Genomic DNA, 25,426 nt, shown 5'->3' on the forward strand with positions numbered 1-25,426 from the left:
TCGGGTTACACGAACTGGCCACCTTACGATGGCCAACTAGGTCGACTCCGCTTCCAAGAGCACCATGAGTTGCGGGCGTTCAGCGGGCACAGGCGCGGGTTATGACTCGATTGATCCAATCGGGCTACGCCGGCGCAGCGCCGTCGTCGGTGGAGCGATGATGACCTTCGCCTTCTGTTCCTACTCGTCCAACCGCGTCTTCCGGCGTCACTGCACTAGGCGCGGCGCCTCGACGGCGTTTGCCGAGATAGGCCGGTACGAGGGTCCCGTCATCGATCACAGCCAGAGCAAGCTGTTCGTGTCTGAGGCCCTTCACTTCGGTTAGGTCAACGCCACGAAGGTCGGCCTGCTGTAGCGATGCGCCTTTCAGGTTGCAACCGCGCAACACGGCGCTACGGAGGTCGGAACCGTCCAAGCTGGAGCCACGTAGGTCCGCCCACCGGAGAAGAGCGCCAACCAGGTTTGCGTCGGAGATGTGTGATGCTGGCAACCGCGCACCGCTGAGATTTGCCGCCCGGAGGTCGCATCCATGCAACGCCACACCTTTAATGCATCGGGCATTAACGAGGTCCGCACCCTGTAGGTTCGACCCTTCGAAATGGAGATTGTCAATCCAGCCATGAAGGAGGGCAGCGCCCGGCAAATCTGTTGGGCCCAACTGGATCCAAGGAGATTCGTAACGACGGGGCCGGTTGTTTAGGGCTGTGAGTGCAGTTTGCACATCGATCGGCAAAGGATTGCCCACCCAATGCAAACTAGATTCATAGCTGTCATCGAGTTCGAGGTCGGCGTCGTCTTCAACGTATTCGTCTCGCGGTCTAGCGTCGCGGACAAAGCCAGCCAGCAAGTCGACCACCGCGCGATGATCGCGCGGAGAGTCCCGCATCAATCTCGACAGAGCATAGATGGCGCCGATACGTTCAGCCGGGTGGGATGACACTAGTTGTGTGGCCGCTTTGGTGTACCGGTCTGCTACCTGCCCCGACCGCGTAAGAAGGTAGCTTCGTGCGGTAAACACGATGGTTGCGAGGCCGCCGAAAGCGAGGGCGATCTGCAGTAGCGTCGTTCTGCTAGACGTGACCGCCTGTGCCTTCTTCTCAGGATCTTTTATTGAGTCGATAAGCTGCGCATCAAACCAAAATGGTCCACGCCAGATGAGGAGCGCCACCCCTGTCAGTGCGGCTAGCGCCGCACAACTGATTACAAACCGCCTTAGCCATACAGGTACCTCATGCCGCAACCGACGGCGGACCTTGAAGGCGTTGAGTGATAGGACCTCATAGGGTTTCGCAAACCAGCGAGGCAGTCGAGCCATGCTTGAGCACCTTAGGCGACTCCGCCGCTTCCGTACATGCTCAGCGACTACCCGCGCCATTGGGGCGTGTTCGCTCCCCGCTCTACCGGGACGCTGGAAGTTCGCCTGGGGCATCCGTTTGCCTCCGGCGGGTAAGGCATCCGGCCTGCGACCCGGAGGTAGCGGCGGGCGGCCCGGTTACTCGCCCCTGGACCTTCGGCGACTCTGGGATGGCTTGCAGATCCCGAGAGCTCGCCGCACACCACAGGCAGCCAAACCGCGCCCGCGCTTCGGGTTCCTCGTAGCTCCACATGCAACAGAGGTACGCTCGCGCCGTGACGCTTCTCGCCGAAGTCATCGATGGTGCCGCCGGGCCTGCCGATGTGTCGACGCTGCTGCGAAAGCTCAAGGTCGTGGCGTCCAGAACCCGCTCTACAAAGCTGGCGGACTGGGTTGCCAAAGAGCTTGAGGGCTACAAGAACGAGGACATCCTCCCCGAGTACCGCGGCCCCGTCGAGACGATAGTGCTGGGGCACTTCGTTGGGATGGGCAACCGCCAGGCACAGAACGTGCCGATCCCGCCGAGCACATTCCCTTCTGATATGCGCGAATCGTCCCTCTTTATGCTTCGCATCTTCCACCCTGTCGCACAGATCGCAGACATGGCCGAGCGAGACAGCGTCGAGTTCGCCTGGCCAGCAGACGCGATGCGGTACTACAACTACGGAACTGCCACCGGAATCATCCACCGAGTGCTGCAGGACGACATGGCGTTGATGACCGCGCATCGGCCGATCATGCGACAGGTTTGGGTCGGCGTGCTCGACGCCGTCCGCAACCGCATCCTGGATCTCGCCCTTGAACTCGAACGGGTCGCGCCAGAGGCCGGCCAGGGAGACGCGACAGCAAGCGCTCGCGAAAAGGCAGCAGCCGTCGCGAATACGTTCAATTTTTACGGCACGTCCAATGTTGCGGTCGGAAGTACCGACTTCGAACAGTCGGTCAACGTCGAGCGCGGGGACGAACGTTCACTCTTCGAAGCGCTCCGCGCGCTTGGCGTGATGGACTCGGCGATCTCCGAACTGCGCGCCGCTCTCGCCGCAGACCGGTCCGAGGCCGGCACCGCCCCGCAGCGCGAGCCAGGCTCCCGCGTCCGCGGCTGGCTGGCCCAAGCGTCTACTCAGTTCGGAAGCGGCGCCGCCGCTAACCTCGTTGCTGAGGCCGTCAAGGCTTTCTTCGGGTGAACGTGTGGGTAGGTCACCAATATATGCCAATGATTTCGGAATCTAGGAATACTTCTCGCGCAAGCGTGCTTTGCTTAATGGGCGAGATAGCAGGTAGGGTCGGTTTTGCGTCCATGGTCAACCCAGCATTGGTCAACGCAATGCTACGAAGGTATGCAGCCTTGGTGGCGTCGATTTCGACAGCGACTCGCGATCGCAGGAATTCCCTTATCGCCTCGAACGCAGCGCGACGTTTGGCGAGGTCCTCGTACGATCCGCCCAGTTCCCTTGACAGTTCCTCGATCTGATCCTGGACTTCTGGCTCTAACCCGATGCCCGCCTCGTCGCCGATTAGGCGGGCATACTCAATGAGCGCTGTCGCCATTCCATCCGCTCTTTCGCTATCCGTGGTGACGTTCCTATTCGCGCCCGAGAGGATGCTGAATGCACTCTCGCCAAACTCAGACATGGCGCGGGGAAGATCTGGTGCCAGCCCGCCTAACAGGTCCACCATCTTGACTGGGCGCCAATCGTTTGCAAGCTTATCGTTGGACATGCGGCAGAGCATCTTATATCGAGCGTCTGAGTACAGGACTTGGCGGACGTCTTTCCAATAGAGCCGCTGCTCTGTCACACCGACAACGACCAAATCCCGGACGTTTAGCTCATCTAAATCTTCGACTTTACGCAAGACCTCGACGTGCGCAAGCGCCTTCTCGCCATTAGGCAGGTTGATGGCTTTATAGTCCAGCGCCTTTCCTCTCACAGGGATCAACCCAACCATCATCCGCTCCAATACTCGATTGATCGCGGTAGGCGTGGTCAGTTGCCCCGTCATCGACGTTGGGAAGAGCTCGGGGCTTTCGCTTATGATGTCGACCACTGCGGTCAAGCTTGAGCTCATCCTGAAAATCGGATCCGCCAAAAGCTCGACCTCAATTTCGAAAAGTTGACCCCGGCGCCACTCCTTTTCGTGGATTAACCATCCGTCAAACTCGGGTTTGCCAACCCTACCTTGGAGTCCCTTGGCAGTTCCGACTTGAGGCGGACGGTCACTGCCACCTGCCAATGATCCAATCGCCAGATCTTCTACTTCCAGCTCATAGAGTTCCTTAAAGTGAGTCTGCACGGTCGCCTTTCGCAGGACCTGAGAGCTTCTAGTCTGCGCACTCTCGAACCTCGACTTCGTTTCGCCTTTAACTACGCCGACTGTGGCGCCGACGGTTCCTTGCATCTCGGTCTTCAGTGCGTTCGCTTCGGTATCCGTAAACTCGGATGCCACTGGCCCTAGACGTGATGCAATTAGGCTAAACACGCTGACCTCATCTAAGTAGACAAATTCTCGTAATTCCGCGCCCAACCTACGGGCGGCACGCTGCCGCCGCCGACGCCTGAGCCAACCCCGAAAACGGGCCGCTAGATTCACTTGGACTCTCCATTCTTGGAGATACGCAAAGTTTGTCGCTTTTGCTTCTCGACTCTTTCAAAACCGCCGATTACGTCTTCGGCCATTATCGCTTTACGTTCGTCGGTTACCGCAAGGAGGGCGGCTTCGCTCCAGATTGCAGCGAGTTCTGCCGCAGACCAAGAATCCGTACGTTCTGCTAGAAGCGGAAACGGCAATGGTCCAGCCGTCTGCAGCTTTTTCGCTGACGCCCTTAACATCTCTTCGCGATCGCGTTGGGCAGGTAGCGGAAATTCGATTTCCCAGTCGAATCTGCCGGGACGCCGAAGTGCTAAGTCGATGTCTTGGGGTCGGTTTGTCGTTGCAATTACCACGACGTTTGATTGCGCAGAGAAGCCATCCATCAGAGTGAGCAGCTGAGCGACAATTCGACGGGATGCCTCGTGTGCGTCCTCAGAACGCTGCGTTGCGACACTGTCAATCTCGTCGAAGAAGATTATGGCGCGATCCTGGTTCGCAGCGTGTTCGAAGATCTTCCTAAGGAGCTGCTCACTTTGGCCGTACCATTTGCTGATGACCTCGGGGCCGCTGATCTGATAGAACACGGCGTCCGCCCTGCTGGCAATGATGCGAGCCAGCATTGTCTTTCCGGTTCCCGGCAATCCAGTGAACAGAACGCCTTTGATCGGCCGAGCTCCGATCGCCGAAAGTGCTTCCCTATACTTTAGCGGCGTCTCTATAAGTTCACGGGCGCGCTCAACCACGCTTTCCAACCCGCCAAAGTCGTGGAAGTCAAGGTCGTAGTCGGTGTTCTTAACAAACTGTTCTACTTGATGCTCGTCAACCTCATCATCAAGAAATCGCAGCGGCTCTTCCGAGAGCACTCGTACGACGCCGCGGGAAGCAAGTGCTTCTACCGTGTTCCCCTCGCGGTACTCGACATCGTTCCGCGTTGGGACAATCTTGCGGGTGCCGGATTGGTCGACCACCGTGACGTCAGGAAGCTTGATTTTTACCACCGCGACCCACGAGTCTTCGGGCCACAGCTCGGACGGAGCCTTTTCGATGCGATCCGAGTAGATCAGGATCACGTCGTGCGCCTTGAAGCTGGAGTGCTCATCAAGCCGAACCCATCCTGTTGCGCCACCGCTCAGATCGAAGTAGAGAAGATGGCCTTCGTCCGCGACGAGCCGCACGCGTCCAAGAGTGCCGCGCTCGCCGAGTTCTATGTAGTCACTCACGCCTGCATGCTAGAGGTAGGGCACGACAGTTCTGCGTCCTGATCATCGCCATGATGCCTTGTCGGAACTGGTCGAGTTCTGAACCGGTTGGGCGCGTTATTCGACGCGTTCGGCCGCACGAGCTGAAGATTCGCCAGATTTGAGGCTTCCGTGACTCTCGCCCGGCGTCGCTCACGCCACCTGCGCCAGACGGACCAGCTCGGTGACGGACCTCGAAGACGACGGTGGACCCGCAGGCGATCGAGGACCCGCAGGGTTCGGGTAGCCCGCGACGGCGCCGTCTTCGCCTTCGACGGTTGCCGACGCTATCGCCCTAAACCGACAGATGGGGATCGCTGCGGTCGGAGTCACGTGCGGACCCGGCGCCGCGCGGAACCTAAACACTTGGGATCGTTAGGGGCATCAGGGATGGGGCTGCGTGTGGGTGTGAGTGACCAACTGAGTGACAATCGCCAGCGGCATCGTTGGACTTGCACGGACTGCTGCGGACGGTCTCGCAGCTCCTAACCCGCATCAGCCTCGGCGCAGCGAGCATCAGGATTCCTTGACACGGAAGAGGTCACTGGTTCAAACCCAGTATCGCCCACCAGATAGACCAGCAGGTCAGAGCCGGTTTCCCCGAAGCGGGGGGCCGGCTCTTCTGCATCGTCATCGTTCCTCGGGAGAACTCTGGGAGATGACCTTGGCAGGCTCAGAGCTTGCGCCGCTCTCCCAAGAGCAGCCAGCCAGAGTTCGGCGAAGTACCCCTGTAAACGATCTCCGTTGGGCAGTCTGCGGGCCGTCCGGGCCGTCGGCTGCTACCAGGAGGGTGACGGGCGAGTCGGCCTGTACGCCGGATTCTGTCTCTGTCGCAAGGCTCAGGGGAGAAGGTATTCCTCTGCCATGTCGAGGATTGCCTGCCAGAGCCAGACCAGGTGCACTGCGCCAACGTGGCCGGCGTTGGGGTCGATAGCCACCAACCCATCGAGGCCAAGCGGTCGTACCCCGAGCCGGCTCCCGCCCGTCTTGCTGATGGCTTCGAATCTGGTCTGGGCCTGTTCGAGGATGGCGTAGCCCGCGATCGCGTCGAAGGTCGGTAGCTCGTCGCCTATCCACCCCGATCTGGTCCTTCGGGAAGGCGGGGACCGCCATGACCCGGCCGCAGCCGAAACGGCCATCCGATAACGGCAGGGCCCAGTACTGCCCCGGACGCAGGTGGACGTTCGACCGCGGCGCGCACGGACTCCCACTCGCGGCGCCTGTCGCCTGCGCGCAGTTCGTCGAGACCCTCAAACATCCCGAGCACCTTACAAACAGCCGGATCACTATCCACTGCACGAATACATCTCGACGGAGTTCGATCGATGAGTTGTGCCCGTGGCGGTGGGCGGCTGTGCGATGGTTAGCGCATGATCCGTTCGGTGGCTGAGGATCCGGTCGCTGTTCTGGACGAGGCGGTCCACCGTTGTGGCGGCAGATGACTGACCCGACCGCGGACCGGTCACCGGGGCGGCCGATCGATCGCGGTCGCGAGCAGGGTGCGCAGGTCGCTCACGAGGCCGTCGCGGATCGTCAGGACGTCGACGCCGCGGGCGACCGGATTGCCCGGCGGCCCGAAACGCCACGCCTGCGCCGCCGTGTCGGGGCCGAGGTAGGCGGGGCCGTCCTCCTCGAACACGAAACCGGGCGCACCGTCGAGCAGTTTCTGGGCCTGGTTGTCCAGCGCTTCCCGCCCTCGGTAAACGCCGTCCGGGTCGGTGAAGGTCACGTCTTCCGTGTATGTCCGGTCGATGGCCGCGCGCCGGCGTCGCGGGTCGCGTTCACCGAAGACCTCGTGCAAATTGCTGTGCAGCAGTTCCTCCGCGCCTGGCATGCGCCAACCCTCTCGTCATGGTCCGGCCGGTACATCGAGCCTAGCTCCGGAGGCCGGCGCCCCACGGGCGTCAGCGCACACCGCGGACCAGGCAGGGACGGGCCCGCCAGGGACCGGCCCGTTGCGCGCGGGAGCAAGCGGTCGTGCCCCCGACGGCCGCGCGCACCTGTGGCTCTCGGTTCGGTTCGCTCAGGGGTTGATGTCTGTCTATCTCCATGTCGCCGGATGGATGTGTCTGGGGAGCAGGATCCGACGTGTTCCTCCACTCCGGACGCGGGAGCACAGATATGCGTGTAAGAGGCAGGTTCCTGGCCACGAGCCTTGTCCTGACCCTGGTCGGCGCGAGCGCGCTCACCACCTCGACCCCGGCGGCCGCCGCCGTCAGTCGGGCCGAGCTTGCCCTTCGTTGGGCACCGATCCACTACCAGGACGTCGACGCCACCGGCAGCCACGCCATCGGTGGCAGGGGCGACTTCATCGCCGCCGTTGACTTCGACGGCAACCTCGACGGGCGTGACAACTGGGACCACGCCGGGGCGTCGGTTGCCGCACACGCCTACTACTCGGTCGTCGAGACCAGCGCCTACTGGTATCTCACCTACCTGTTCTTCCACCCCCGCGACTGGGCCGATCACCCCTTCTTCGAGACCGAGCACGAGAACGACGCCGAAGGCGTTCTGCTGGCGGTCGAGCGTGACGGGTCCACCTACGGCACGCTGCGCGGCGCGGTGACGGTCGCGCACAGCGACTTCTACTCGTACACCCCGGCGGGTAGCACCTGGACCTCCGGGCGGGAGGGCGTCGACGGCACGCTGCAGTTGGCGACCTCGCCGCACGACGGGTTCACCCACCCCGTCACCGCACAGGAGTCAAAGGGCCACGGTCTCAAGGCCCGCCCGCAGTACGACATCGTCGGCGACGGCATCGTCTACTATCCGTCCACAGTGGCCGAGTCGCCGAGCAGCGGTGACGACCGCGACGTGCGCTACAAGCTGGTCGACCTGTTCGCCGCCGGCGGGCTGTGGGCACAACGGGCCAACACCAAACTGTTCGCCAGCCTGGGTACGTTCGCCGGCGACACCACCGGCGGTTGCGGCTCGGGCACGTTCGGGTGCTCGGCCAACTCGGCCAACGCGCCGTGGGGCTGGGACGACGGCGACGACCTGCCCGGCCGTGGCGAGATCGCCAGCGACCCGGCGAAGCTGTCGGCCGAATACTTCACGATCCCGGGCGGGGTATCCCGTGCCTACACCTACAACCCCTACAGTGATGCGGCGGCAGCGTTGCAGGAAGCCGCCCGGACGGCGCCACCCACGGTCGACTGACGCTTCGCCGAGGTGGCCGGCCCGCGCGGGGCCGGCCACCGTAAGATGGTCGATCATGGCTACCTGGCAGGAGTTCGTCGACGAGGCACCGCGGATCGCCGAGATCTTTCAGCGGCGACACGCCGCCACCGGAAAGCTGTGCATGCTCGCCACGGTGCGGGCCGACGGCTCCCCGCGGATCAGCCCGATCGAGCCGCGGGTCTTCGAGGGCCGGCTGGTGCTGGTCGGGATGCCCAACACCCAGAAGTTCCGCGACCTCGGTCGCGACCCGCGGTTCTGCCTACATACGGCCACTGTGGACCCGCAGGTCGGCGACGGCGACGTGAAACTGTTCGGTGCGGTGTTCAACGATCCTGACAGGGCGATGCACCAGCGGTTCGCCGACGACCTCTACGCGGAGATCGGGCTCGACCTGCGTGGCCAGGAATTCGACACGTTCTACGTGGCCGAGTTGCACAGCGCGTCGTCGGTCACCCTCACCGACGGCCACCTCGTCGTCACCATCTGGAAGCCGGGCCAGGGCGAGCGGGCCGTCGCCAAGTCCTGATCGGCCGGCGCGGCCCCCTCGGGGTGCGAGCCGGACGCGAGAGCGTCAGCTGCCCGTGGCCGCGGTCGCCGTCGCCACCCTGACGGCCGTGCCCGCCGATGCGACCCCACCGGGCATCCCGTCGAAGGCCAGCGCGCAGTCGCCGCTCAACGGGCTGACCGTGGCCACCGAAGGCTCGTCCAGCGGCTACAGCCGCGACCTGTTCCCGCACTGGATCACCATCCCCGGCGCCTGCAACACCCGCGAGACCGTGCTCAAGCGCGACGGCAGCGGCGTGCAAGTCGTCCTGGGGCCTGCGCCTGCAGTCGTCGGAGAAGTCGGCCTTGCAGACGATGCTCGACACCTGTCCGTCCTAAGAAGACACAGCGGCAGCGTTCCACACTGGAGGGGCGTACCCGGCCGGCTTGTCGCCGATGCCCAACCCCGGGCTGACGATCCACGACTGGTATTCGGGCGTGAACATCGAGTACGGCGCGCCCCAGACCGGTTTGCTGGCCGCGTCGAGGCGGGCGCGTAACGCCGGCGGGATCTCGAAGTCGAGCGCGGCGAGGTTGCTGTCGAGCTGGGCGGGCCGGCTCGCGCCGACGATGACGGAGCCGACCCCGGGCTGGGTGGCCACCCAGTTGATCGCGACCTGGGCCATGCTGCGGCCGAGTTCACCGGCCACGTGGTCGAGTTCCTTGACCACCCGCCACTCGCGCTCGCCGACGGGACGCTGGCCGTCGAGCGCCAGGCGGCCGTCGCCGGCCACGGTTCCGTCGCCGCTGGGACGGTACTTGCCGCTGAGCAGCCCGCCACCGATGGGGCTCCAGGCGGTCAGGCCGAGGCCGAGGGTCTGCGCCATCGCCGTGTACTCGGCCTCGATGTCGCGGGCCACCAACGAGTAAGGCAGTTGCACGGTGACCATCGGGGTCAGCGCGTGCGCTTCGGCGAAGGTCTGGGCGCGGGCGGCGTACCAGGCGGGCACGTCGGAAAGGCCGGCGTAGCGCACCTTGCCGGCCCGCACCAGGTCGTCGAAGGTCCGCACGACCTCCTCGACCGGCGTGATCCGGTCCCACGTGTGCAGCAGGTAGAGGTCGAGGTAGTCGGTGCCCAGCCGGCGCAGCGACGCCTCGACCGCACGGATCATGTGCTTGCGGCCGTTGCCGCCGGCGTTCGGATCGGCCGGGTCGACGGTGTTGGTGAACTTGCTGGTCAACACCAGGCGATCGCGTACGCCGCCCGCGGCGATCAGCTTGCCGAGGATGGTCTCGCTCTGCCCGGCGGTGTAGAAGTCGGCGGTGTCGATCAGGTTGCCGCCCGCCTCGACGTAGCGCCGGAAGATCGGCTCGGCCTCCGCCTCGGTCTTGCCGTAGGGAGCGTGGAATCCTTCGACGCCGAAGTTCATGGTGCCGAGCGCCAGCCGGCTCACCCGCAGCCCGGACCGCCCCAACAGGTAGTAGTCGTTGTTCATGTTGCCAACCCTGCGTCGCGAAAAATGGACCCGCAAGTCCAGAATTCAGCGGCGGCGCAGACCGGCGATCCCAATGTCGAGCGCGGCTTCGAGGTGGCCGATCTGGCCGGTGGCGAGCAGCACCATCACACCGCCCTGAATCCCGGCGAGCAGCGCCGCCGCCGACCGGTCGGAGTCGAGGCCGGGGTCGATCTCGCCGATGCCCTGCATGTGTCTGATCCCGGCGGCGATCTCGCCCTGCCACTGTGCGATCAGCTCGGCGACCACGGCCTGGGCACCAGGGGAGCCGCGGCCGAGCTGGGCGGTGAGGCCGCTGAGCGGGCAGTCGCGCCCCTGCGCGAGATAGCGGGCGACGACCCGGTCGCGCCAGGCCTGCCAGGCCGGCCACGAGGTGAGCGCGCCGAGCTGGGGTTGCTGGTCGGTGAGCACGCGGTCGGCCTCGAACCGGGCCACCGCGAGCAGCAACTGGTCCTTCCCGTCGGGGAAGTAGTGGAAGAGCTGACCCTTGCTGGTGCCGGTGCGGGCCCGCACGTCGTCGAGGGTGGTGTCGGCGATGCCCCGCTCCCTGATCTCCGCGGCGGCGCCTTCGACAATCCGCTGCCGCGTGGCGACCCCTTTGCGGGTCAGCGTCCGCTCCATGCCGGCGGTTCCGGTTTCTGGACTCACCGGTCCACTTTACTGCGCGCTGGCCCGCATCTCCTGGCGGTGAGCGAGTACCTTACGCAGGTCGAAGATGGCAGCGATCGGACCGATCACGCCGAGGAGAAGCAACCACACCGACACCCGGTACTCGCCGTCGACCGGGTTCAGCCACAGCAGCCCGAGTCTAACCACGCACCACCGTGCCCCCGCCATTACGTCAGCCTTGCCCCGAGGGGGCGGACTGGGAGCGGCAGGCACAGACGAGTCGTTGGGTGACGTTGACTGTCCGGACACTGTCGATCTCGGACTGGCTTGTGGCAACCTGGTCGATCTCTAAGGGGAGGGGCCAGTGCCGGTCATCAAGGATCGTGTCGTCCTCAGAGCTTGGCGACACAAGAACCAGTCAGGGCGGATTCACTTCGTGGTGGCCCGAGCCGATGGAAGTCAGCGCCGGCTTTGGGTCAGTGAAGGTCACTTCCTATACGAGGTCCTGGATAGCCACCTGCTCGCGACGGGGTACACGGGCCCGGCGAGCGGCAAGACCGATCCCGAAGAGATCAACGACGACACGGAGGAAGCCGAGCCGTCCGCCTGATCGGCTGCCCTGGCGTCGTCACTGCTCGGGGTTCGGCGGCCCGAGGTAGGGGAACTGGGCCAGCATGTCGTCGTGCGGTTGCAGGCCCGTCGGGCCGATGCGGCCGTTGGTGAGCCACGCGAAGCGCATGCTGAAGACGTCGTCCGTCAGGCTGCGGCCGTTGGGATAGGCCGCCGGCTTGGTGCGGTCGTAGCGCAGGATGTCGGGCAGGTCCTGCATCGCCGCCGCCTTGGCGTCTTCGGCGGAATAGCCGCCCTCTTCCAGGACCTTCGACCACGGGCCCAGATAGTTGGCCACGTCGTCGGACGGCTGCCGGGCGTTGTAGAGGTTCTTCTGCCCGTCGGGATTGATGAACGGGTTGATCGTCGGGTTGCCGCCGCGGTCCATCTGCTCGAGTTTGCCGTTGTTTCGGCGGCTGATCGTCGCCCAGACGCCGATGGTCGGGCTTGGGCCCAGCATGGAACTGGGCACTTCCAGGGCGATGCAGTCGACGTTGTTGCCCGCGAAGTCGTCGTGGCCGGTCCATTCGAGGCCGTGCAACGCGCCTTCCACGTCGGCGAAGAAGGGGTCGCTGCGCAGGCCGGTGAACAGGCGGATCTGGTCTTTCTCGACCGGCTTGACCGAGCCGTCGAAGGTGACCGGGATCGCGTCGGCGATCACCTCGCCGGCCGGCTCGGGCCGGCGGGCGTCGGCGCCGGTGGCATACCAGGCGGTGCCGGTCTGCGTGCCGTCCCGGTAGTCGGAGAACACGAACGTGAAGGCGACGTCACCCCGGGTGTCACCGTCACTGTCCACATTGATCCGATAGACGGCGCCGGGGTAGAACTCCGGACCCTGGTGCTGCTCGGGGATCGGTGGCGGGGCGCCGGTCGGGTTGGCGTCCATGATGAGCACGGTCTTGTCGGGGCTGCTGGACGAGGTGAACGCGAAGACGTCGGTCAGGTCCAGACGCCGGTCGTCACCGGGGAACTTGAGGTTGTCAGCGCTGAAATGATTGGACATTCGGGTTTCCCTGTCTGAGTTGGCTTCGCGCATCGGGTTCCCGTTGTCGAAGGATCTAACCTCGATCAGCGCCACACGAAGACCGCTACCGTGACGGCATGCAGGTGCAGGTGATCGTGCTCAACGGTGGGTCCAGTTCCGGCAAGTCCGGCATCGCGCGGTGTCTTCAGGCCGTGCTGCCGGAGAGCTGGCTGGCGCTCGGGACCGACGCGTTCGTCGAGATGTTGCCCGCGACCAAAGGCCTGATCGAGTTCCCGCCGGACGGGACGGTGGTCATCGCGCCCGAGTTCCGCACGCTCGAGGCGGCCTGGCGGGACGGCGTCGTCGCGATGGCTCGCGCAGGCGCTCGGATCATCGTCGACGAGGTGTTCCTCGGCGGGGCCGACTCGCAGAACGAGTGGCGGCGGGCGTTCGGCGATCTGCCCGTGCTGTGGGTCGGCGTCCGGTGCGACGCCGCCGTCGCGGCCGGCCGGGAGGTCGCCCGCGGCGACCGGGTCGCCGGCATGGCCCGGGACCAGGCCGAGATCGTCCATCGCGGGGTCGTCTACGACCTCGAGGTCGACACCACGCACACCGAGGCGATGGAGTGCGCCCGGGCCATCGCGGGCCGCGCGCAGCGCCAGGAAGGGTGACCACGCGGCGCGCCTGCCGGGGACATATCCCGCGCCGCGCACAGGGCCGAATGATGGTCAGGCGCGACATCCACCACGCGCACCTCGGGGGCGCTCGGGCTGACGTACCCCATCCAGGATCCGGCTGGTCCGCAAGGCCGGCCCTGGCTCCGCGCACCGGACCCGGGTCGTCGACATGGCCGGCACGACCGGTCACCCGGCGCTGTTGGTTGCCCTGCGCAGCACGAGCGTGGCGAACCCGAGCACGTCGCGGTAGCCGCGCAGCCACCCGGCCCGGTGGTCGCGCGCGACGGCGAGCACCTCGGCGGCGTCGGGGTGCCCGGGGTTGTCCAGACCCCACCCGGTCAACGAGCCGACCCAGGACCACTCGTAGTCGTTCCACTCCTGCGCATCGCTGACGTGCGCGTAGACCGGCGTCCAGCCGTCTTCCTCGGCCGCGTCGACCAGGCCGGCCAGGTCGGTGTAGTCGGCCGGCTTCACGTCGAGCGCCGCCAGCGCCGCCGGTGTCGGCGGGACCTGCCAGAAACCCTCGCCGACCAGCAGGACGCCGTCGGCGTTGACATGCCGGCCGGCCTGCCGCAGCGTGCCGGCGAACCCGCCGAAGATGTGTGTCGCCCCGACACACAGCACCAGGTCGTAGTCGCCGTCGGGCACATAGTCGCGGGCATCGCGTTCGTGCAGGGTGAGCCGGTCGGACAGGCCTCGTCCCTCGGCGGCGGCGGCCGCGCGTTCGAGGACATAGGGGTTCAGATCGACCCCGTCGGCGTGACCGTCGGGGTAGTGGGCCAGCGCCTGCATCGCCCAGGCCGCGTCGCCGCAGCCCAGGTCGAGGATGCGGGCGGTCGGCTCGCGGCCGGCCCGCCGGAGCAGCCGGTTGACGTTGACGCCGGAGACCGGCGCCGCGATCGGGTGCCGTGAGTGGGCGATGCTGCTGAGCCGTTGACGATCCACGACCCAAGTCAACACCGTCCCGGCGTACGCCTCATCCGGGTTTCGAAGGCTCAAGAGTTTCTCAAGATCGTTGCGATCGGCCCGTGAGGACAGTCAGGCTGACCGACACCGATGGCTTGATCTAGGAGTTCCCCCCGGGGTCCCCCCAACCTGGAGGATTCATGAAACGACGGCGGCCTACCGTCATCGCTCTCTCCGCCTTGCTCGCTGCCAGCTTCGCTCCGTTCGTGTCGTCGACCTCGGCGTTCGCGGCAGAGCCCAACCAGGTCACCAACCTCTCGGTCACCCAGGCCGACGGGTTCGCCACCGTCGCCTGGACGCCGGTCGACGGTGCCACCGACTACCAGATCGAGCGCACCGCGGTGGACGCCGCGAACGAGCCGACCGGCAACCCGACCATCGTCGGTGTGTGGCGGCCGAACCGTCAGATCAACAACGAGAAGCCGACCTTCGCCGACTCCGGGTTCAACCCCGGTGACCGGTTCGAATGGCGGGTACGGGCCCGGATCGGCACTGCCGAGCAGCCCTACTCGACCCCCGTATTCGACGCCACCCGCGCGCCCTGGGGTGACCCGAACGTGGCCGGCCAGAACCTGCGTACGCAGTGGGAGACCACCCAGGCCGCGCAGTTCACCAGCGACGTGAACGAGTACGCGTACACCGCCGCCGTCGACGAGATGAGCGAGCGGGTGCGGGTGGTCGAGATCGGCCGCACCGTGCTGGGCCGCCCGATCAACATGTTCGTCATCGGCTACCCGACCCCGCCGGCGACCCCGGCCGCGGTTGCGGCAACCTCGCCGCTGGCCGTCAACTGCAACGTGCACGGCAACGAGCCCGGTGACCGCGAGGCCTGCCTGATCATGGCCCGCCAGCTGGCGTTCAGCAACGACGCCCGCACCCTCGACCTGCTCAAGGGCACGACCGTGCTGATCGTTCCGTCGATCAACGGTGACGGCCGGGCCGCCAACACCCGGGGCAACTCGACCGGGCAGGACCTCAACCGGGACTACTCGCTGATCCGCCAGCCGGAGACCGCGGCGTACGTGCGGATGCTGCGCGACTACCGCCCGGTGGCCGGCTACGACGGTCACGAGTTCGGCAACAGCCAGGCCGGTGACCTGCCGATGCTGCCGCCGCGCCACCAGAACGTGGCCCAGCCGATCTACGACGAGTCGCTCGACATGATCGAGAACCACATGTACGTCGAGGGCGCGAAGTCCGGCTGGTGGCCCTGCCCCTACGGCTGCCAGAACGGCGGCCAGGTCGGCCTGTCGGAGGAGACCATCCTCCGCAACACGCTGGGTCTGAAGAACACCATCAACTCGCTCCTGGAGCTGCGCAGCTCCGGTGGCCAGACCCGCCCGGACGAGGGCAACGCCGCCAACAACCGGCGCCGCAAGACGTTCTCCGCGCTGTGGACGTTCAACTCGTTCATGGACTACCACCACGCTCAGCTCGGCGACATCAAGGAAGCCCGGACCGAGGCGATCGAGTTCCAGGCCGGCAACTCCGGCCGGATCGTCTTCCGCGGCTCGCGGATCATCCCGGCGCACCCCGCGCCGCACCCGGGCGAGTCCCCGCCGCCGGCCGACCAGCCGGACGCGGAAGACATCCTGGACAACGCGCCGTGTGCCTACAAGCTCACGGACGAGCAGTACAACGGTGCCCGCACCGACGGCCCCGGCGGCGTCGGCGCGACCGTGGCACAGCGGATCGCCGACCACGGCTGGAAGGTCGTCAAGGTGGCCGACGGCTACATCGTGCCGCTGGCCCAGCCCGAGCGTGGCCTGATCCCGCTGCTGCTCGACGGTCAGGGTGCCGAGGAGTGGGTGTCCGGCGAGCGGGTCTACCCGACCCTCACCGGCAAGCACAACGGCCCGCTGACCGTCTCCGGCTTCGCGTGCATCGAGGACGCGACGGTCAACGGCCCGGTCAACGTCCGCCCGGGTGCGACCCTGGTCGCGACCCACACGACCATCAGCGGTCCGGTCAACGCGGTGGGCGCCAGCGGCGTCTTCCTCGGCGACAGCACGGTGGGCGGCCCGCTGCGGGTCACCAACACCAACGGCCCGGTCACGGTCATCGGCACCACGGTGTCGGGCCCGGTCAACCTGGCCGACAACACCGGTGGCGGCGCGCCGTACCTGGCCGGCAACAGCGTCAGCGGCCCGCTGAGCTGCTCGGGCAACAGCCCGGCCCCGACCAACCTCGAGGTCCGCAACACGGTCAACGGACCGAAGGCCGGTCAGTGCGCGACACTGTGACGTCGCACTGACGTAGGAAACGTTCGCACCGGCGGGTCGGACCGGGACCCCCGGCCCGCCGGTGCGACGCCCCATGCTCGTCTGGAGATTCTCATGTGGACTGTCTCGCCCCGCCGCGCCGCGCTCGCGCTGACCGCGGCGGCCGCCCTGTTTCTGGCCGCCGGCTGCACCGGCTCGGCCGAGGGTAAGGCGGAAGCCGGCGTGCAGGGGCCGCTCTGCGACGCGTTGCCCAGCGGCACCGAGCCCGGCAACCCGACCGCACTGGCCACCGAACCGGTCGACAGCGCGCTGTCGTGGATCCCGGTGCTGACCACGTTCGAAGGCGCGATGCGGGCGTCCGACCTGCTGCCCGAGCTCAAGGGCAAGCCGGGCATCACCGTGCTGGCGCCGAGCGACGACGCGTTCGCTGCCAAGTTCTCCAGCGACAACCTCGACGAACTGATGATCAAAGACAAGGACACGTTGCGTACGCTGCTGCGCGCGCACCTCGTCGACCGCTCGCTGAGCCTGGCCGACCTGATCGACGCCGGCTCCGTCAAGACGCTCGACGGCACCACCGTCACGGTCGCGAAGGCCGACTCGATGGCCCGGATCGGCCCGGACGCGCAGACCGTGTGCGCCGACTACCGGATCGCCAACGGCCGCATCCACATCATCAACCACGTGCTCGGCAACCTGCCGACCACCGCGGGCACCGGCAGCGACCCCGGACACTGACTCGACGCAGCTCAATGTCGGCAGCCGGGCGCATAACCGGCGCGATCGCGGGCAGGCGTCCGCACATGGAGTACTACCTCGATCCGGAGTTGGCGGCGATGTTTGCCGGCGGGTTCCCGAGGTCGGACCTCGCGGACCTGGCCACGGCCCGAAAGAACAGCGCCGCCGCGCGGGAGGGGTTGCCGGGGTACGAGTCACAGCGGGGCATCAGCGTGACCGACGTGGTGTTGCCGGGCTATCAGCGCGACGACGGGGTGGCCGGACGGCTCTACCGGCCCGCCGGGGTCGGCGGCCCGCTGCCCGCCCTGATCTACCTGTTCGGCGGGGCTTTCGCGCTCGGCTCCATCGACGCGATCGACGGCCGGGCCCGACAGATCGTCGATCGGATCGACGTCACCGTGCTGAGCGTCGCCTACCGGTTGGCGCCGGAAAACCCGTATCCGGCGGCGCTCGACGACGCGTACGCCGCGCTGCTCTGGCTTTCCGGCGCGCCGGACGTCGACCCGGCGCGGGTCGGCGTGCTCGGTGAGAGCGCGGGCGGTGGGCTGGCCGCCGCACTCGCGCTGGCCACCCGGGACCGCGGCGGGCCACGGCTGATCGCCCAGTTCCTCGACGCGCCGACGGTCGACGACCGGTTGACCAGCCGGTCGATCCGGACGCTGACCGACGTGCCGGTCTGGCAACCGCGCAACTCGCTCTACAGCTGGAGCTACTACCTGCGCGGCACCGCCGAGCCGGGAGCGGCCTACGTGCCCATCTACGCGGCGCCGGCCCGCGCGCCGATCGAGGCCCTGGCCGGCCTGCCGCCCGCGTACGTCACGTCCTACGAGGTCGATCCGACGCGCGACGAGGGGCTGGACTACGCGCTGTCGCTCATCCGCGCCGGCGTGCCGACCGAGTTGCACCACTACCCGGGTGCCGTGCACGTCACCCACTCGATCCCGGGCACCGCCATCGGGGCCCGGATGACCGACGACCGGCTGGGCGCGATCGGGCGGCTGCTCACGCCCGGCGCGTTCGTCGCCGTCGTCAGCGCCAGCTGACCGTCGCTCAGCTGACCACCGTGATGCCCAGGGCCTGGGCGAACGTGTGTGACAGCGCGGCCAGGTCGGCTGCGGCGATCGTGGCGCCGGCCAGGCTGGTCACGCCGCCGAGGCCGGCCACGTCGCAGCGGGTGAAGTGGGCGCCCGCGCAGTTGGCGTTGGAGAGTTGGGCGCCGGTCAGATCGCAGCCGGTGAACTCGGCGCGGCGCAGGTCGGCGTTGGTGAAGTCGGCGCCGGAAAGGTTGCAGTCGACGAAGGAGACGTGTGCGAACGAGGTGAAGCGGAAGGCAGCCAGGTTGGCGCGACAGTCGGCGAACGTCACCTCGCGCAGCGTGCCGGCGGCCCACTGGGCGCCGGTCAGGCGCACGTCCGCGAAGCGGACCCGGAGCAGTGTCGGCTTGTTGAACCGGGTGTTGGCCCAGTCGCCCTGCTCGGCGACGCAGTCGGTGAAGCGCGGCTGATCGAGCACCGCGGCCGCCAGCGAGGTGCGCTCGAAGCGGCACTGGTCGAACTCGACCACGTCGGCCTCCTGGCCGGACAGGTCGCGGCCGGCGAAGCGGAGCCGGCGGAAGAGCGCCTCGTGTTCGAGGTCGTCGGTGGTGTCGGTGAGGGTCAGGGCTGGTCGACCGGGCACGCCGACCACCGTAACCTCAGCCGGCGATCGACCGGGGGAGGGGCCGGTTGTGCAGGATGTCGAGGCGCGACACGGCTCGGGTCAGCACCACGTAGAGCCGGTTGAGGCCGCGGGGTTCGGCGGCGACGATGTCGGCCGGCTCGACGACGATGACGTGGTCGTATTCCAGGCCCTTGGCCAGGCCGGCGGGCAGGATCGTGACCCGCGGGCTCGGCGGCAACCGCTGCGAGAGGCCCGCGACCGCCGCATCCGCCGCGATGACGCCGACCGAGCCCGGTTGGCACAGGGCCGCCCGCACCGCCGCGGCGGTCGCCGACGGCAGGTCGTCGGTCCGCTCGACCCGCAGGACGCCGTCGTCGCGGACCGGTCGGGTGGCGGGCACGTCGACGTCGAGAGCGGCCAGCAACCGGTTGGCCAGCGGGACCACGGCCGCCGGCACCCGGAAGCCGGCGGTCAGCGCGACCACCGGCGCGCCCGGCTTGCCGAGGTGGGCCAACTGCTCGGGCCAGGCGGTGGCGGCCCACGGTGTGGTGCCCTGCGCGAGGTCGCCGAGCACGGTCAGCGACCCGTGGGTGCTGCGTCGGGCGACCGCCCGGCACTGCATCGGCGAGAGGTCCTGCGCCTCGTCGACGATCACGTGCCCGTAGCGCGGCGGATGGTCGACCAGCCCGGCCACCTCGTCGACGAGCAGCAGGTCGGCGGAGGTCCAGCGGGGCGTGCGGCGCACGATCGCCGCCTGCTCGGCCGGGTCGAGGACACCGTCGGCGGCCTCGGCCAGCGCCGCGGGGTCGCCGAGCAACCCCGCGACCAACCGTTCCGGGCGTACGGGCGGCCAGAGCTGGTCGACGACGGCGCGGACCGGACGGCTGCGGCCGATCCGCTGTGCCCAGGCGGCGCCGAGTTCCAGGCCGCGCGACTCGGCCTGGCGCCGCAGCCGGTCGACGATCCGGGACCGCAGCCGTTCGCGCCCGATCCCGTAGAGCGGTGACTCGTGCCAAATCTGGGCCATCAGCCCGGCGAGCACGCCTTCGGAGATCCGCCAGCGGAACGAGCCGTCCGGCACCGCCAGCGGCCCGGTGGGCTCGCCGAGCCCGGCGTAGAGGGCGCGGCTGAGCACGGTCGCCATCCGCGCGTCGTGCTTGACCGCCGCCGCCCGATCAGTGTCCACGGCGGACGGACGACGGTAGTCGAGGAGCTGGTCGAGGGTGCGCTGCTCGACGTCGACCTCGCCGAGGGCGGGCAGCACCGCGCCGATGTAGGCCAGGAAGGCCGGGTTGGGCCCGAGCACCAGCACCCCGCCGCGGGCCAGCCGCCGCCGGTGCGCGTAGAGCAGGTAGGCCGCCCGGTGCAGGCCGACGGCGGTCTTCCCGGTGCCCGGCGCGCCCTGCACGCACAGCGACGCGTCGAGGCCGGCGCGGACCAACTCGTCCTGGTCGGGCTGGATGGTCGCGACGATGTCGCGCATCGGGCCGACCCGGGGGCGCAGGATCTCCTCGGTGAGCAGGCGGCTGGTGGTGTCGTGGTCGAGGGGCTCGTCTTCGAAACCGGTCAACTCGCCGCCGCCGGACCACCCGTACCGCCGGCGGACGGCGACACCGAGTCGATCGCGGGCGCTGGCCCGGTAGAAGGCCCGGGACACCGGTGCCCGCCAGTCGACCACGAGCGGCTCCTCCGGCGGCTCGGCGACGTGCCGGCGGCCGATGTAGTAGCGCCGCCCGCGATGCTCGCCGGAGTCGAACGTCAGGCGGCCGAAGAACAGCGGGCCGTCGGGCTCGGCGGCCAACTCCTTGGCGTGGGTGCGCAGCATCCGGCCCAGCGTCTCGGCGGTGTAGCGGTCACCGGCGACCTGGGCGCCGGTGGCGACCCGCATGCGCGCGGTGTCGAGCATCCGGGCCAACGCGGCCCGTGAAGCGGCGAGGTGCGCCCGCTCCTCGGCGAGCTGCTGGTCGAGGCTCACAGGGCATCCTCCAATGCTTAACCGAGTAAAGATTAGCGTGCAGTCAAAAATTTGCCCAAGTTAGTCGTCCTTCCGTAAACTCGGCGCGTGACCGAACAGGCGGGCCTCCGCGAGCGCAAGCGGCAGCGCACCCACGACACGATCTCGGCGACCGCCATCGCGCTCTTCCTGGAGCGGGGTTTCGACGCCGTGCCGGTGGCCGACATCGCGGCGGCGGCCGAGGTGTCCAAGCCGACCCTGTTCAAATACTTCCCGACCAAGGAAGACCTGGTGCTGCACCGGATCGCCGACCACAGCGGCGAGGCGGCGCGGGTGGTCGCCGGGCGGGCCGCCGGTGAGCGGCCGCTGGCCGCCCTGCGCCGGCACTTTCTCGACGGGCTGCGCGACCGCGACCCGGTCACCGGCCTCAACGACCACCCGCAGGTGCTGGCCTACCACCGGATGGTGTTCGAGACGCCGAGCCTGGCGTCCCGGGTGGCCAGCTACACCGAGGCCGACGAGGCGGCGCTGGCCCACGCGCTCGACCCGCGCGGGGGTCTGCCCGCCCGGCTGGCCGCCGGGCAGATCCTGGTGGTCCAGCGGATCCTGGCCCGCGACAACTGGCGGCGGCTGATCGGCGGCCGCACGGCCGCGCAGGTCCACCGGCCGGCCGTCACCGCCGCCAACCGGGGCTTCGACCAGTTGGAGTCGGGGCTCGCCGCGTCGTGGTAGGCATGGATGATGCCAACGACCATCGCAACGTGGCGGGCCGCACTCGAGGCCGGTGACGCCGAGGCGGCCGGCGGCTGCCTCGCCGCGGACGCCGTCTTCATCTCGCCACTCACCGAGAAGTTCCGGTTCCACGGCCGGGAGCAGATCACCGAAGTGCTGCGTTCGGCCGTCGAGGTGTTCGACGACGTCCGGTTCCACACCGAGGTCGGCGAGGGCTCGACGTACGCCCTCTTCTTCCATGGTCGGGTCGGCGCTCAGGCGGTGGAGGAGGCACAGCTCATCCGGCTCGACGACGCCGGGCTGATCGGCGAGCTGACGTTCTTCGGCCGGCCGTTGCCGGCGCTGACTGAGACCATGGTCGGGCTCGGCCCGCGCATGCTGCGCCGGCAGGGTCAGCCTGGGCTCGGCCGGCTGATCGGGCTGGCGGTCAAACCGCTCGCGGCGATGACGCGGTTCGGCGAACGACGGATCGTGCCGCTCGGCGACCCCAACCGGCCCCGACGCCGGTAGGACCTGCCGCATCGACGGCTGACAACGCCCTTACGTTCCTCGTACACGGCTGGCCTAGGGTCCACCCATGGCTGACCGCGCGAGGATCGCCCACCTGCTGCGCCGCGCCACCTTCGGGCCGACGGCCGAGGAGGTCGACGCGGCCGAGCGGGCCGGCTACGACGCCACCGTCCGGCGACTGGTGCGACCGGCCGGTGCGGATTCGGCCGCGCCGCCACCACCGGTCTTCGCCGCGGTCGCCGAGTTGGGCAAGGACGCCGGCCGCGCCGACAGGCAGAAGGCCAACCAGCAACGGCGCCAGCAGGTCGCCGCGACCATCGAATGGTGGCTCGACCGGATGGTCGCGGCCGAGCACCAGCTCGCCGAGAAGATGGTGTTCTTCTGGCACGGGCACTGGGCGACCAGCGCGCAGAAGGTCAAGGCCGCACCGCTCATGCTCGGCCAGTTGCAGACGTTCCGCGACCACGGCCGGGGCGACTTCGCCGCGTTCACCGCCCGCATGGTCCGCGACCCGGCGCTGGTCGTCTGGCTCGACGGGCAGAAGAACACGGTCAAGGCGCCCAACGAGAACCTGGCCCGCGAGCTGATGGAGCTGTTCACGCTCGGCATCGGCAACTACACCGAGGGCGATGTCAAGGCCGGCGCCCGCGCGCTCACCGGCTGGACGGTCGACCGCCGCGCCGGCACCGTCAGGTTCGTGGCTCGCCGGCACGACCGCGGCGCCAAGATCATCCTCGGCCGCACGGCGGCGTTCGACGCCGACGGGTTCGCCGAGCTGGTCGCGACCCAACCGGCGACGACGGCGTTCGTGGCCCAGCGCCTCTGGTTCCGCTTCGCCAGCGGCGAGCCGATCGCCGACGAGGTGAAGGGCCGGCTGGTCGCCGCCGGGCGCGACATCGACGACCTGCTGACCGCGCTGTTCACCGACGCTGGCTTCGAGGGAACCCGCGGCCAGCTCGTCAAACAGCCGGTCGAGTGGGCGGTCGGCGCGATGCGGCAGCTCGGGGTCCGCCCGGCCCGGCTCTCCGAGCAGCAGCGCAAGCAACTCGTCAGCGGACTCAACGGCCTCGACCAGGTGCCGCTGCGGCCGCCGAGCGTGGGTGGCTGGCCGGCCGGCGCGGCCTGGCTGACCACCAGCTCGCTGCAGGCCCGGTTGCGGCTGGCCGAACTGCTCGCCGACTACGCGGCGCCGCCCGTCCTCGACAAGCTGCGGGCCGCGCCCGCCGCCGGACGCACCGACGCGCTGGCCCGGCTGCTGGTCGTCGACGGCTGGACCGACCGGACCCGCGCGGTGCTCGCCGGCGCGGCCGGCAAGCCCGAACGGCTGCTCCAGCTCGGCCTGGTCAGCCCCGAATACACGATCCACTGAGGAGCAGACCATGGACGCGCTCACCCGGCGGAAGTTCCTCATCGCCAGCGGCGTGGTCGGCGCGGGTGCGCTCGCGGCCGGCGCGACCGCCTACACGCTGGCCGACATCCTCGGCACGGCCGGCGACGGCGACCGGCCGGCCGACGCCGGCACGCTCGTGGTGGTCACCCTCTACGGCGGGAACGACGGCCTCAACACCGTCGTGCCCTACGCCGACCAGGCCTACCAGGACGCCCGGCCCGACATCGCCTACGACGCCGGCGAGGTGCTCCGGCTCGACGACAGCACCGGGCTCAACCCGGCGCTGAAGGGGTTCCACCGACTCTTCACCGAGCGCCGACTGGCGGTGGTCCGCGGCGTCGGTTATCCCAAGCCCGATCGCAGCCACTTCCGCTCGATGGACATCTGGCAGACCGCCGACCCGGTGCGTCCGGGCACCACCGGCTGGCTCGGCCGCTGGCTCGACACGGCCGGCGGCGACCCGCGCCTCGCGGTCAGCTTCGAGCCCGCATTGCCGCCGCTGCTCGCCGGCGCGACCAGTGCCGGTGCCGCCGTGCCGACCAACGCCCGCCGCGGCGCGAAGGGCGTGACCGGGCTCGGCCGGCCGGCGGCCGGCGAACCGGCGCTCCAGGCCCGGGCCGCGCGCTGCTTCGCCGACCTGGACAGCATCGAAGCGATGATCACCGAGGTACGCGACGCGCAGCCGGCCGATCCGGACGCCGACGAGGGCGACGACCCCGCCACCGGCACCGGCGGCCGCGCCGAACTCGGCGCCCAACTCGACCTGGTCGCCCAGTGCGTCGAGGCCGGCGTCGCCACCCGGGCGTTCTCGGTCTCGCTCGGCGGCTTCGACACCCACGCCGACGAGAAGCAACTCCAGGAGATCCTGCTCGCACAACTCGACAAGGCGGTCACCGGGTTCGTCGACCGGATGGCCGGCAGGCCGGTGACGGTCGCTGTCTACTCGGAGTTCGGCCGCCGGGTGCGCGCCAACGCCAGCGACGGCACCGACCACGGCACGGCGTCGAACGTGTTCGTGCTCGGCTCCGGCGTGCGCGGCGGCCTGCACGGCGAGCAGCCCAGCCTCACCGACCTCGACGACGGCGACCTGAAATACACCGTCGACTTCCGCGACGTCTACGCCGGCCTGCTGACCGACGTGCTGGCCACCGACCCGCAGCGGGTGCTGGGCGGCTGGACCGGCAAGCTCGCGCTCACCGGCTCGTGAGCCACGCCATCGCGTCGGGGAAGCGGCGCAGGATCGACACGTGACCGTCTACCTCGGAGGTTCGCAACGTGGCCTCCGGGATCCGCTCGGCGAGCCACGCGCTGTGGGTCGGCGGCACCATCCGGTCCCGTAGGCCGGCCAGCAGCAGCACCGGCGCGGTGACGGCGGCCGGATCGAAGCCCCAGGGCGCCACATAGGCGAGATCGTCGTCGCCCGCGGCCACCGGGCCCTGGGCCAGCGCCGGCCGCACCACGTCGAGCACCCAGGCCCAGTCGGTCTCCAGTGCGTCGCTGTCGGCGTCGACGAAACCGATGTCGGGGTCGGTGGAGGGGTTGTCGTCGTAGGCCGCGCGGGCCGCCGGCCCCTCGATCGCGGCGTGCAGCGATGCCGCCGCGCCCGGCGCCATCCCGCCGAACCAGTCGAGCCCGGCGGCACCCCAGGGTGCCAGGCTCGACCCGATCAGCACCGCGCTGGCCCGCTCCGGCAGCAGCGCGGCGACGGCGAGCGCGTGTGGCCCACCGCCGGAATGCCCGACCACCGCGAACCGGTCGAGCCCGAGCGCCTGGACGACCGCGGCGGTGTAGCGCGCGGCGGAGGCGACATCTCGCCCCGGCAACCGGGTCGAGCCTCCGTAGCCGGGCCGGTCGTAGGAGACCCAACGGATCCCGTCGCCGAACAGCGGCACCGGCGGTGCGCCGAGGTTGGGTGTGCCGTGGTGCCAGAACACGGTCAGCGGTGCGGCCTGGGCGGTGTCGTAGACATGAAGGGTCTGCCCGCCGCCGAGGTCGAGATCGAACTCCTTGGTCACCCGGCCGACCTTACCCCCGACCG

At 68.5% G+C, this 25,426-nt stretch carries 24 protein-coding genes and 1 pseudogene; 13 read left to right on the forward strand and 12 right to left on the reverse strand.

What is annotated here, in order from left to right; genetic code table 11:
- Window positions 1-124: 124 nt before the first annotated feature.
- Complete coding sequence (locus AB0J74_RS16105) at window positions 125-1,168, reverse strand: pentapeptide repeat-containing protein (RefSeq protein WP_363448528.1); 1,044 nt, start codon at window positions 1,166-1,168, stop codon at window positions 125-127.
- 461 nt (window positions 1,169-1,629) lie between these two features.
- On the opposite strand from AB0J74_RS16105, the gene AB0J74_RS16110 reads away from it, so the two are divergent.
- The gene (locus AB0J74_RS16110; RefSeq protein WP_363448529.1) at window positions 1,630-2,538 is read left to right on the forward strand and encodes a hypothetical protein; all 909 of its coding nucleotides are present in this window, start codon (window positions 1,630-1,632) and stop codon (window positions 2,536-2,538) included.
- Window positions 2,539-2,551: 13 nt separating this feature from the next.
- Here the strand turns inward: AB0J74_RS16110 and AB0J74_RS16115 are convergent, their stop codons facing one another.
- The 3 genes from AB0J74_RS16115 to AB0J74_RS16125 all read right to left on the reverse strand — a co-directional run bounded on the left by AB0J74_RS16115 (window position 2,552) and on the right by AB0J74_RS16125 (window position 7,015).
- Window positions 2,552-3,799, reverse strand: a complete 1,248-nt coding sequence (locus AB0J74_RS16115; RefSeq protein WP_363448530.1) for a hypothetical protein — start codon at window positions 3,797-3,799, stop codon at window positions 2,552-2,554.
- Window positions 3,800-3,939: 140 nt separating this feature from the next.
- Window positions 3,940-5,163, reverse strand: a complete 1,224-nt coding sequence (locus AB0J74_RS16120; protein ID WP_363448531.1) for an AAA family ATPase — start codon at window positions 5,161-5,163, stop codon at window positions 3,940-3,942.
- 1,480 nt (window positions 5,164-6,643) lie between these two features.
- Entirely contained in the window at window positions 6,644-7,015 is a 372-nt protein-coding gene (locus AB0J74_RS16125; protein ID WP_363448532.1) for a nuclear transport factor 2 family protein, read from the reverse strand.
- Window positions 7,016-7,302: 287 nt separating this feature from the next.
- On the opposite strand from AB0J74_RS16125, the gene AB0J74_RS16130 reads away from it, so the two are divergent.
- The 3 genes and pseudogenes from AB0J74_RS16130 to AB0J74_RS16140 form a co-directional block, all read left to right on the forward strand.
- Window positions 7,303-8,340: a hypothetical protein gene (locus AB0J74_RS16130; RefSeq protein ID WP_363448533.1), complete on the forward strand. Its 1,038-nt coding sequence runs from the start codon at window positions 7,303-7,305 to the stop codon at window positions 8,338-8,340.
- Between the two features lie 55 nt (window positions 8,341-8,395).
- Window positions 8,396-8,887 carry a pyridoxamine 5'-phosphate oxidase family protein gene (locus tag AB0J74_RS16135; RefSeq protein WP_363448534.1) on the forward strand — a complete coding sequence of 164 codons (492 nt, stop codon included), beginning with the start codon at window positions 8,396-8,398 and terminating at the stop codon, window positions 8,885-8,887.
- Window positions 8,888-8,936: 49 nt separating this feature from the next.
- Window positions 8,937-9,158: pseudogene (locus AB0J74_RS16140) on the forward strand (hypothetical protein); the annotation flags it as partial.
- An 81-nt stretch (window positions 9,159-9,239) separates the two neighbouring features.
- On the opposite strand, the gene AB0J74_RS16145 reads toward AB0J74_RS16140, so the two are convergent.
- From AB0J74_RS16145 to AB0J74_RS16155, 3 genes are read right to left on the reverse strand one after another with little or no spacing between them, the layout of a single operon-like run.
- Window positions 9,240-10,340 carry an aldo/keto reductase gene (locus tag AB0J74_RS16145; protein WP_363448535.1) on the reverse strand — a complete coding sequence of 367 codons (1,101 nt, stop codon included), beginning with the start codon at window positions 10,338-10,340 and terminating at the stop codon, window positions 9,240-9,242.
- 45 nt (window positions 10,341-10,385) lie between these two features.
- Window positions 10,386-11,006, reverse strand: coding sequence for a TetR/AcrR family transcriptional regulator (locus AB0J74_RS16150; RefSeq protein WP_363448536.1), 621 nt, complete (start codon window positions 11,004-11,006; stop codon window positions 10,386-10,388).
- 9 nt (window positions 11,007-11,015) lie between these two features.
- Window positions 11,016-11,174 (reverse strand): hypothetical protein, encoded by a 159-nt coding sequence (locus AB0J74_RS16155; protein WP_363448537.1) that lies wholly within the window; start codon window positions 11,172-11,174, stop codon window positions 11,016-11,018.
- A 157-nt stretch (window positions 11,175-11,331) separates the two neighbouring features.
- Between AB0J74_RS16155 and AB0J74_RS16160 the strand changes: the two genes are divergently transcribed.
- On the forward strand, window positions 11,332-11,577 hold the full coding sequence (locus AB0J74_RS16160; protein WP_363448538.1) for a hypothetical protein: 246 nt from the start codon (window positions 11,332-11,334) through the stop codon (window positions 11,575-11,577).
- An 18-nt stretch (window positions 11,578-11,595) separates the two neighbouring features.
- On the opposite strand, the gene AB0J74_RS16165 is transcribed toward AB0J74_RS16160, so the two are convergent.
- The gene (locus tag AB0J74_RS16165) at window positions 11,596-12,654 is read right to left on the reverse strand and encodes a DUF4331 family protein (RefSeq protein WP_363448539.1); all 1,059 of its coding nucleotides are present in this window, start codon (window positions 12,652-12,654) and stop codon (window positions 11,596-11,598) included.
- A 23-nt stretch (window positions 12,655-12,677) separates the two neighbouring features.
- Between AB0J74_RS16165 and cpt the strand changes: the two genes are divergently transcribed.
- Window positions 12,678-13,211, forward strand: a complete 534-nt coding sequence (gene cpt, locus AB0J74_RS16170; protein ID WP_363448540.1) for a chloramphenicol phosphotransferase CPT — start codon at window positions 12,678-12,680, stop codon at window positions 13,209-13,211.
- 192 nt (window positions 13,212-13,403) lie between these two features.
- On the opposite strand, the gene AB0J74_RS16175 is transcribed toward cpt, so the two are convergent.
- Window positions 13,404-14,162: a class I SAM-dependent methyltransferase gene (locus AB0J74_RS16175; RefSeq protein WP_363448541.1), complete on the reverse strand. Its 759-nt coding sequence runs from the start codon at window positions 14,160-14,162 to the stop codon at window positions 13,404-13,406.
- Window positions 14,163-14,323: 161 nt separating this feature from the next.
- Here AB0J74_RS16175 and AB0J74_RS16180 point away from each other — a divergent pair, with 161 nt between their 5' ends.
- The 3 genes from AB0J74_RS16180 to AB0J74_RS16190 all read left to right on the forward strand — a co-directional run bounded on the left by AB0J74_RS16180 (window position 14,324) and on the right by AB0J74_RS16190 (window position 18,186).
- Window positions 14,324-16,426 carry a M14 family zinc carboxypeptidase gene (locus AB0J74_RS16180; protein ID WP_363448542.1) on the forward strand — a complete coding sequence of 701 codons (2,103 nt, stop codon included), beginning with the start codon at window positions 14,324-14,326 and terminating at the stop codon, window positions 16,424-16,426.
- A gap of 93 nt (window positions 16,427-16,519) precedes the next feature.
- Window positions 16,520-17,143 (forward strand): fasciclin domain-containing protein, encoded by a 624-nt coding sequence (locus AB0J74_RS16185; protein WP_363448543.1) that lies wholly within the window; start codon window positions 16,520-16,522, stop codon window positions 17,141-17,143.
- Window positions 17,144-17,208: 65 nt separating this feature from the next.
- Window positions 17,209-18,186: an alpha/beta hydrolase fold domain-containing protein gene (locus tag AB0J74_RS16190; RefSeq protein ID WP_363448544.1), complete on the forward strand. Its 978-nt coding sequence runs from the start codon at window positions 17,209-17,211 to the stop codon at window positions 18,184-18,186.
- Window positions 18,187-18,193: 7 nt separating this feature from the next.
- Here the strand turns inward: AB0J74_RS16190 and AB0J74_RS16195 are convergent, their stop codons facing one another.
- Window positions 18,194-18,820, reverse strand: a complete 627-nt coding sequence (locus AB0J74_RS16195; protein WP_363448545.1) for a pentapeptide repeat-containing protein — start codon at window positions 18,818-18,820, stop codon at window positions 18,194-18,196.
- Window positions 18,821-18,836: 16 nt separating this feature from the next.
- Window positions 18,837-20,777 carry an AAA family ATPase gene (locus AB0J74_RS16200; protein ID WP_363448546.1) on the reverse strand — a complete coding sequence of 647 codons (1,941 nt, stop codon included), beginning with the start codon at window positions 20,775-20,777 and terminating at the stop codon, window positions 18,837-18,839.
- Between the two features lie 87 nt (window positions 20,778-20,864).
- On the opposite strand from AB0J74_RS16200, the gene AB0J74_RS16205 reads away from it, so the two are divergent.
- From AB0J74_RS16205 to AB0J74_RS16220, 4 genes are all read left to right on the forward strand, one after another.
- Window positions 20,865-21,488, forward strand: a complete 624-nt coding sequence (locus AB0J74_RS16205; RefSeq protein WP_363448547.1) for a TetR family transcriptional regulator — start codon at window positions 20,865-20,867, stop codon at window positions 21,486-21,488.
- A gap of 9 nt (window positions 21,489-21,497) precedes the next feature.
- Window positions 21,498-21,998, forward strand: a complete 501-nt coding sequence (locus AB0J74_RS16210; protein WP_363448548.1) for a nuclear transport factor 2 family protein — start codon at window positions 21,498-21,500, stop codon at window positions 21,996-21,998.
- 67 nt (window positions 21,999-22,065) lie between these two features.
- Window positions 22,066-23,367 carry a DUF1800 domain-containing protein gene (locus AB0J74_RS16215; RefSeq protein ID WP_363448549.1) on the forward strand — a complete coding sequence of 434 codons (1,302 nt, stop codon included), beginning with the start codon at window positions 22,066-22,068 and terminating at the stop codon, window positions 23,365-23,367.
- A gap of 10 nt (window positions 23,368-23,377) precedes the next feature.
- A complete protein-coding gene (locus AB0J74_RS16220; RefSeq protein ID WP_363448550.1) occupies window positions 23,378-24,595 on the forward strand; it encodes a DUF1501 domain-containing protein in 1,218 nt (405 codons plus the stop codon).
- On the opposite strand, the gene AB0J74_RS16225 is transcribed toward AB0J74_RS16220, so the two are convergent.
- Window positions 24,582-25,403, reverse strand: a complete 822-nt coding sequence (locus tag AB0J74_RS16225; RefSeq protein ID WP_363448551.1) for an alpha/beta hydrolase — start codon at window positions 25,401-25,403, stop codon at window positions 24,582-24,584. The two genes, AB0J74_RS16220 and AB0J74_RS16225, sit on opposite strands and share 14 nt — an antisense overlap.
- Between the last annotated feature and the right edge of the window lie 23 nt (window positions 25,404-25,426).

It is taken from the genome of Asanoa sp. NPDC049573, assembly GCF_040676615.1.
Taxonomy (GTDB): Bacteria; Actinomycetota; Actinomycetes; order Mycobacteriales; family Micromonosporaceae; genus Asanoa.

What these genes read in the sequence shown, in the direction of transcription:
- AB0J74_RS16145 (WP_363448535.1), bottom strand. Translation starts at nt 10,340, where the DNA reads ATGAACAACGACTACTACCTGTTGGGGCGGTCCGGGCTGCGGGTGAGC.
- AB0J74_RS16220 (WP_363448550.1), top strand. Translation starts at nt 23,378, where the DNA reads ATGGACGCGCTCACCCGGCGGAAGTTCCTCATCGCCAGCGGCGTGGTC.
- AB0J74_RS16125 (WP_363448532.1), bottom strand. Translation starts at nt 7,015, where the DNA reads ATGCCAGGCGCGGAGGAACTGCTGCACAGCAATTTGCACGAGGTCTTC.
- AB0J74_RS16190 (WP_363448544.1), top strand. Translation starts at nt 17,209, where the DNA reads ATGGAGTACTACCTCGATCCGGAGTTGGCGGCGATGTTTGCCGGCGGG.
- AB0J74_RS16210 (WP_363448548.1), top strand. Translation starts at nt 21,498, where the DNA reads ATGCCAACGACCATCGCAACGTGGCGGGCCGCACTCGAGGCCGGTGAC.
- AB0J74_RS16215 (WP_363448549.1), top strand. Translation starts at nt 22,066, where the DNA reads ATGGCTGACCGCGCGAGGATCGCCCACCTGCTGCGCCGCGCCACCTTC.
- AB0J74_RS16185 (WP_363448543.1), top strand. Translation starts at nt 16,520, where the DNA reads ATGTGGACTGTCTCGCCCCGCCGCGCCGCGCTCGCGCTGACCGCGGCG.
- cpt (WP_363448540.1), top strand. Translation starts at nt 12,678, where the DNA reads ATGCAGGTGCAGGTGATCGTGCTCAACGGTGGGTCCAGTTCCGGCAAG.
- AB0J74_RS16135 (WP_363448534.1), top strand. Translation starts at nt 8,396, where the DNA reads ATGGCTACCTGGCAGGAGTTCGTCGACGAGGCACCGCGGATCGCCGAG.
- AB0J74_RS16180 (WP_363448542.1), top strand. Translation starts at nt 14,324, where the DNA reads ATGAAACGACGGCGGCCTACCGTCATCGCTCTCTCCGCCTTGCTCGCT.
- AB0J74_RS16130 (WP_363448533.1), top strand. Translation starts at nt 7,303, where the DNA reads ATGCGTGTAAGAGGCAGGTTCCTGGCCACGAGCCTTGTCCTGACCCTG.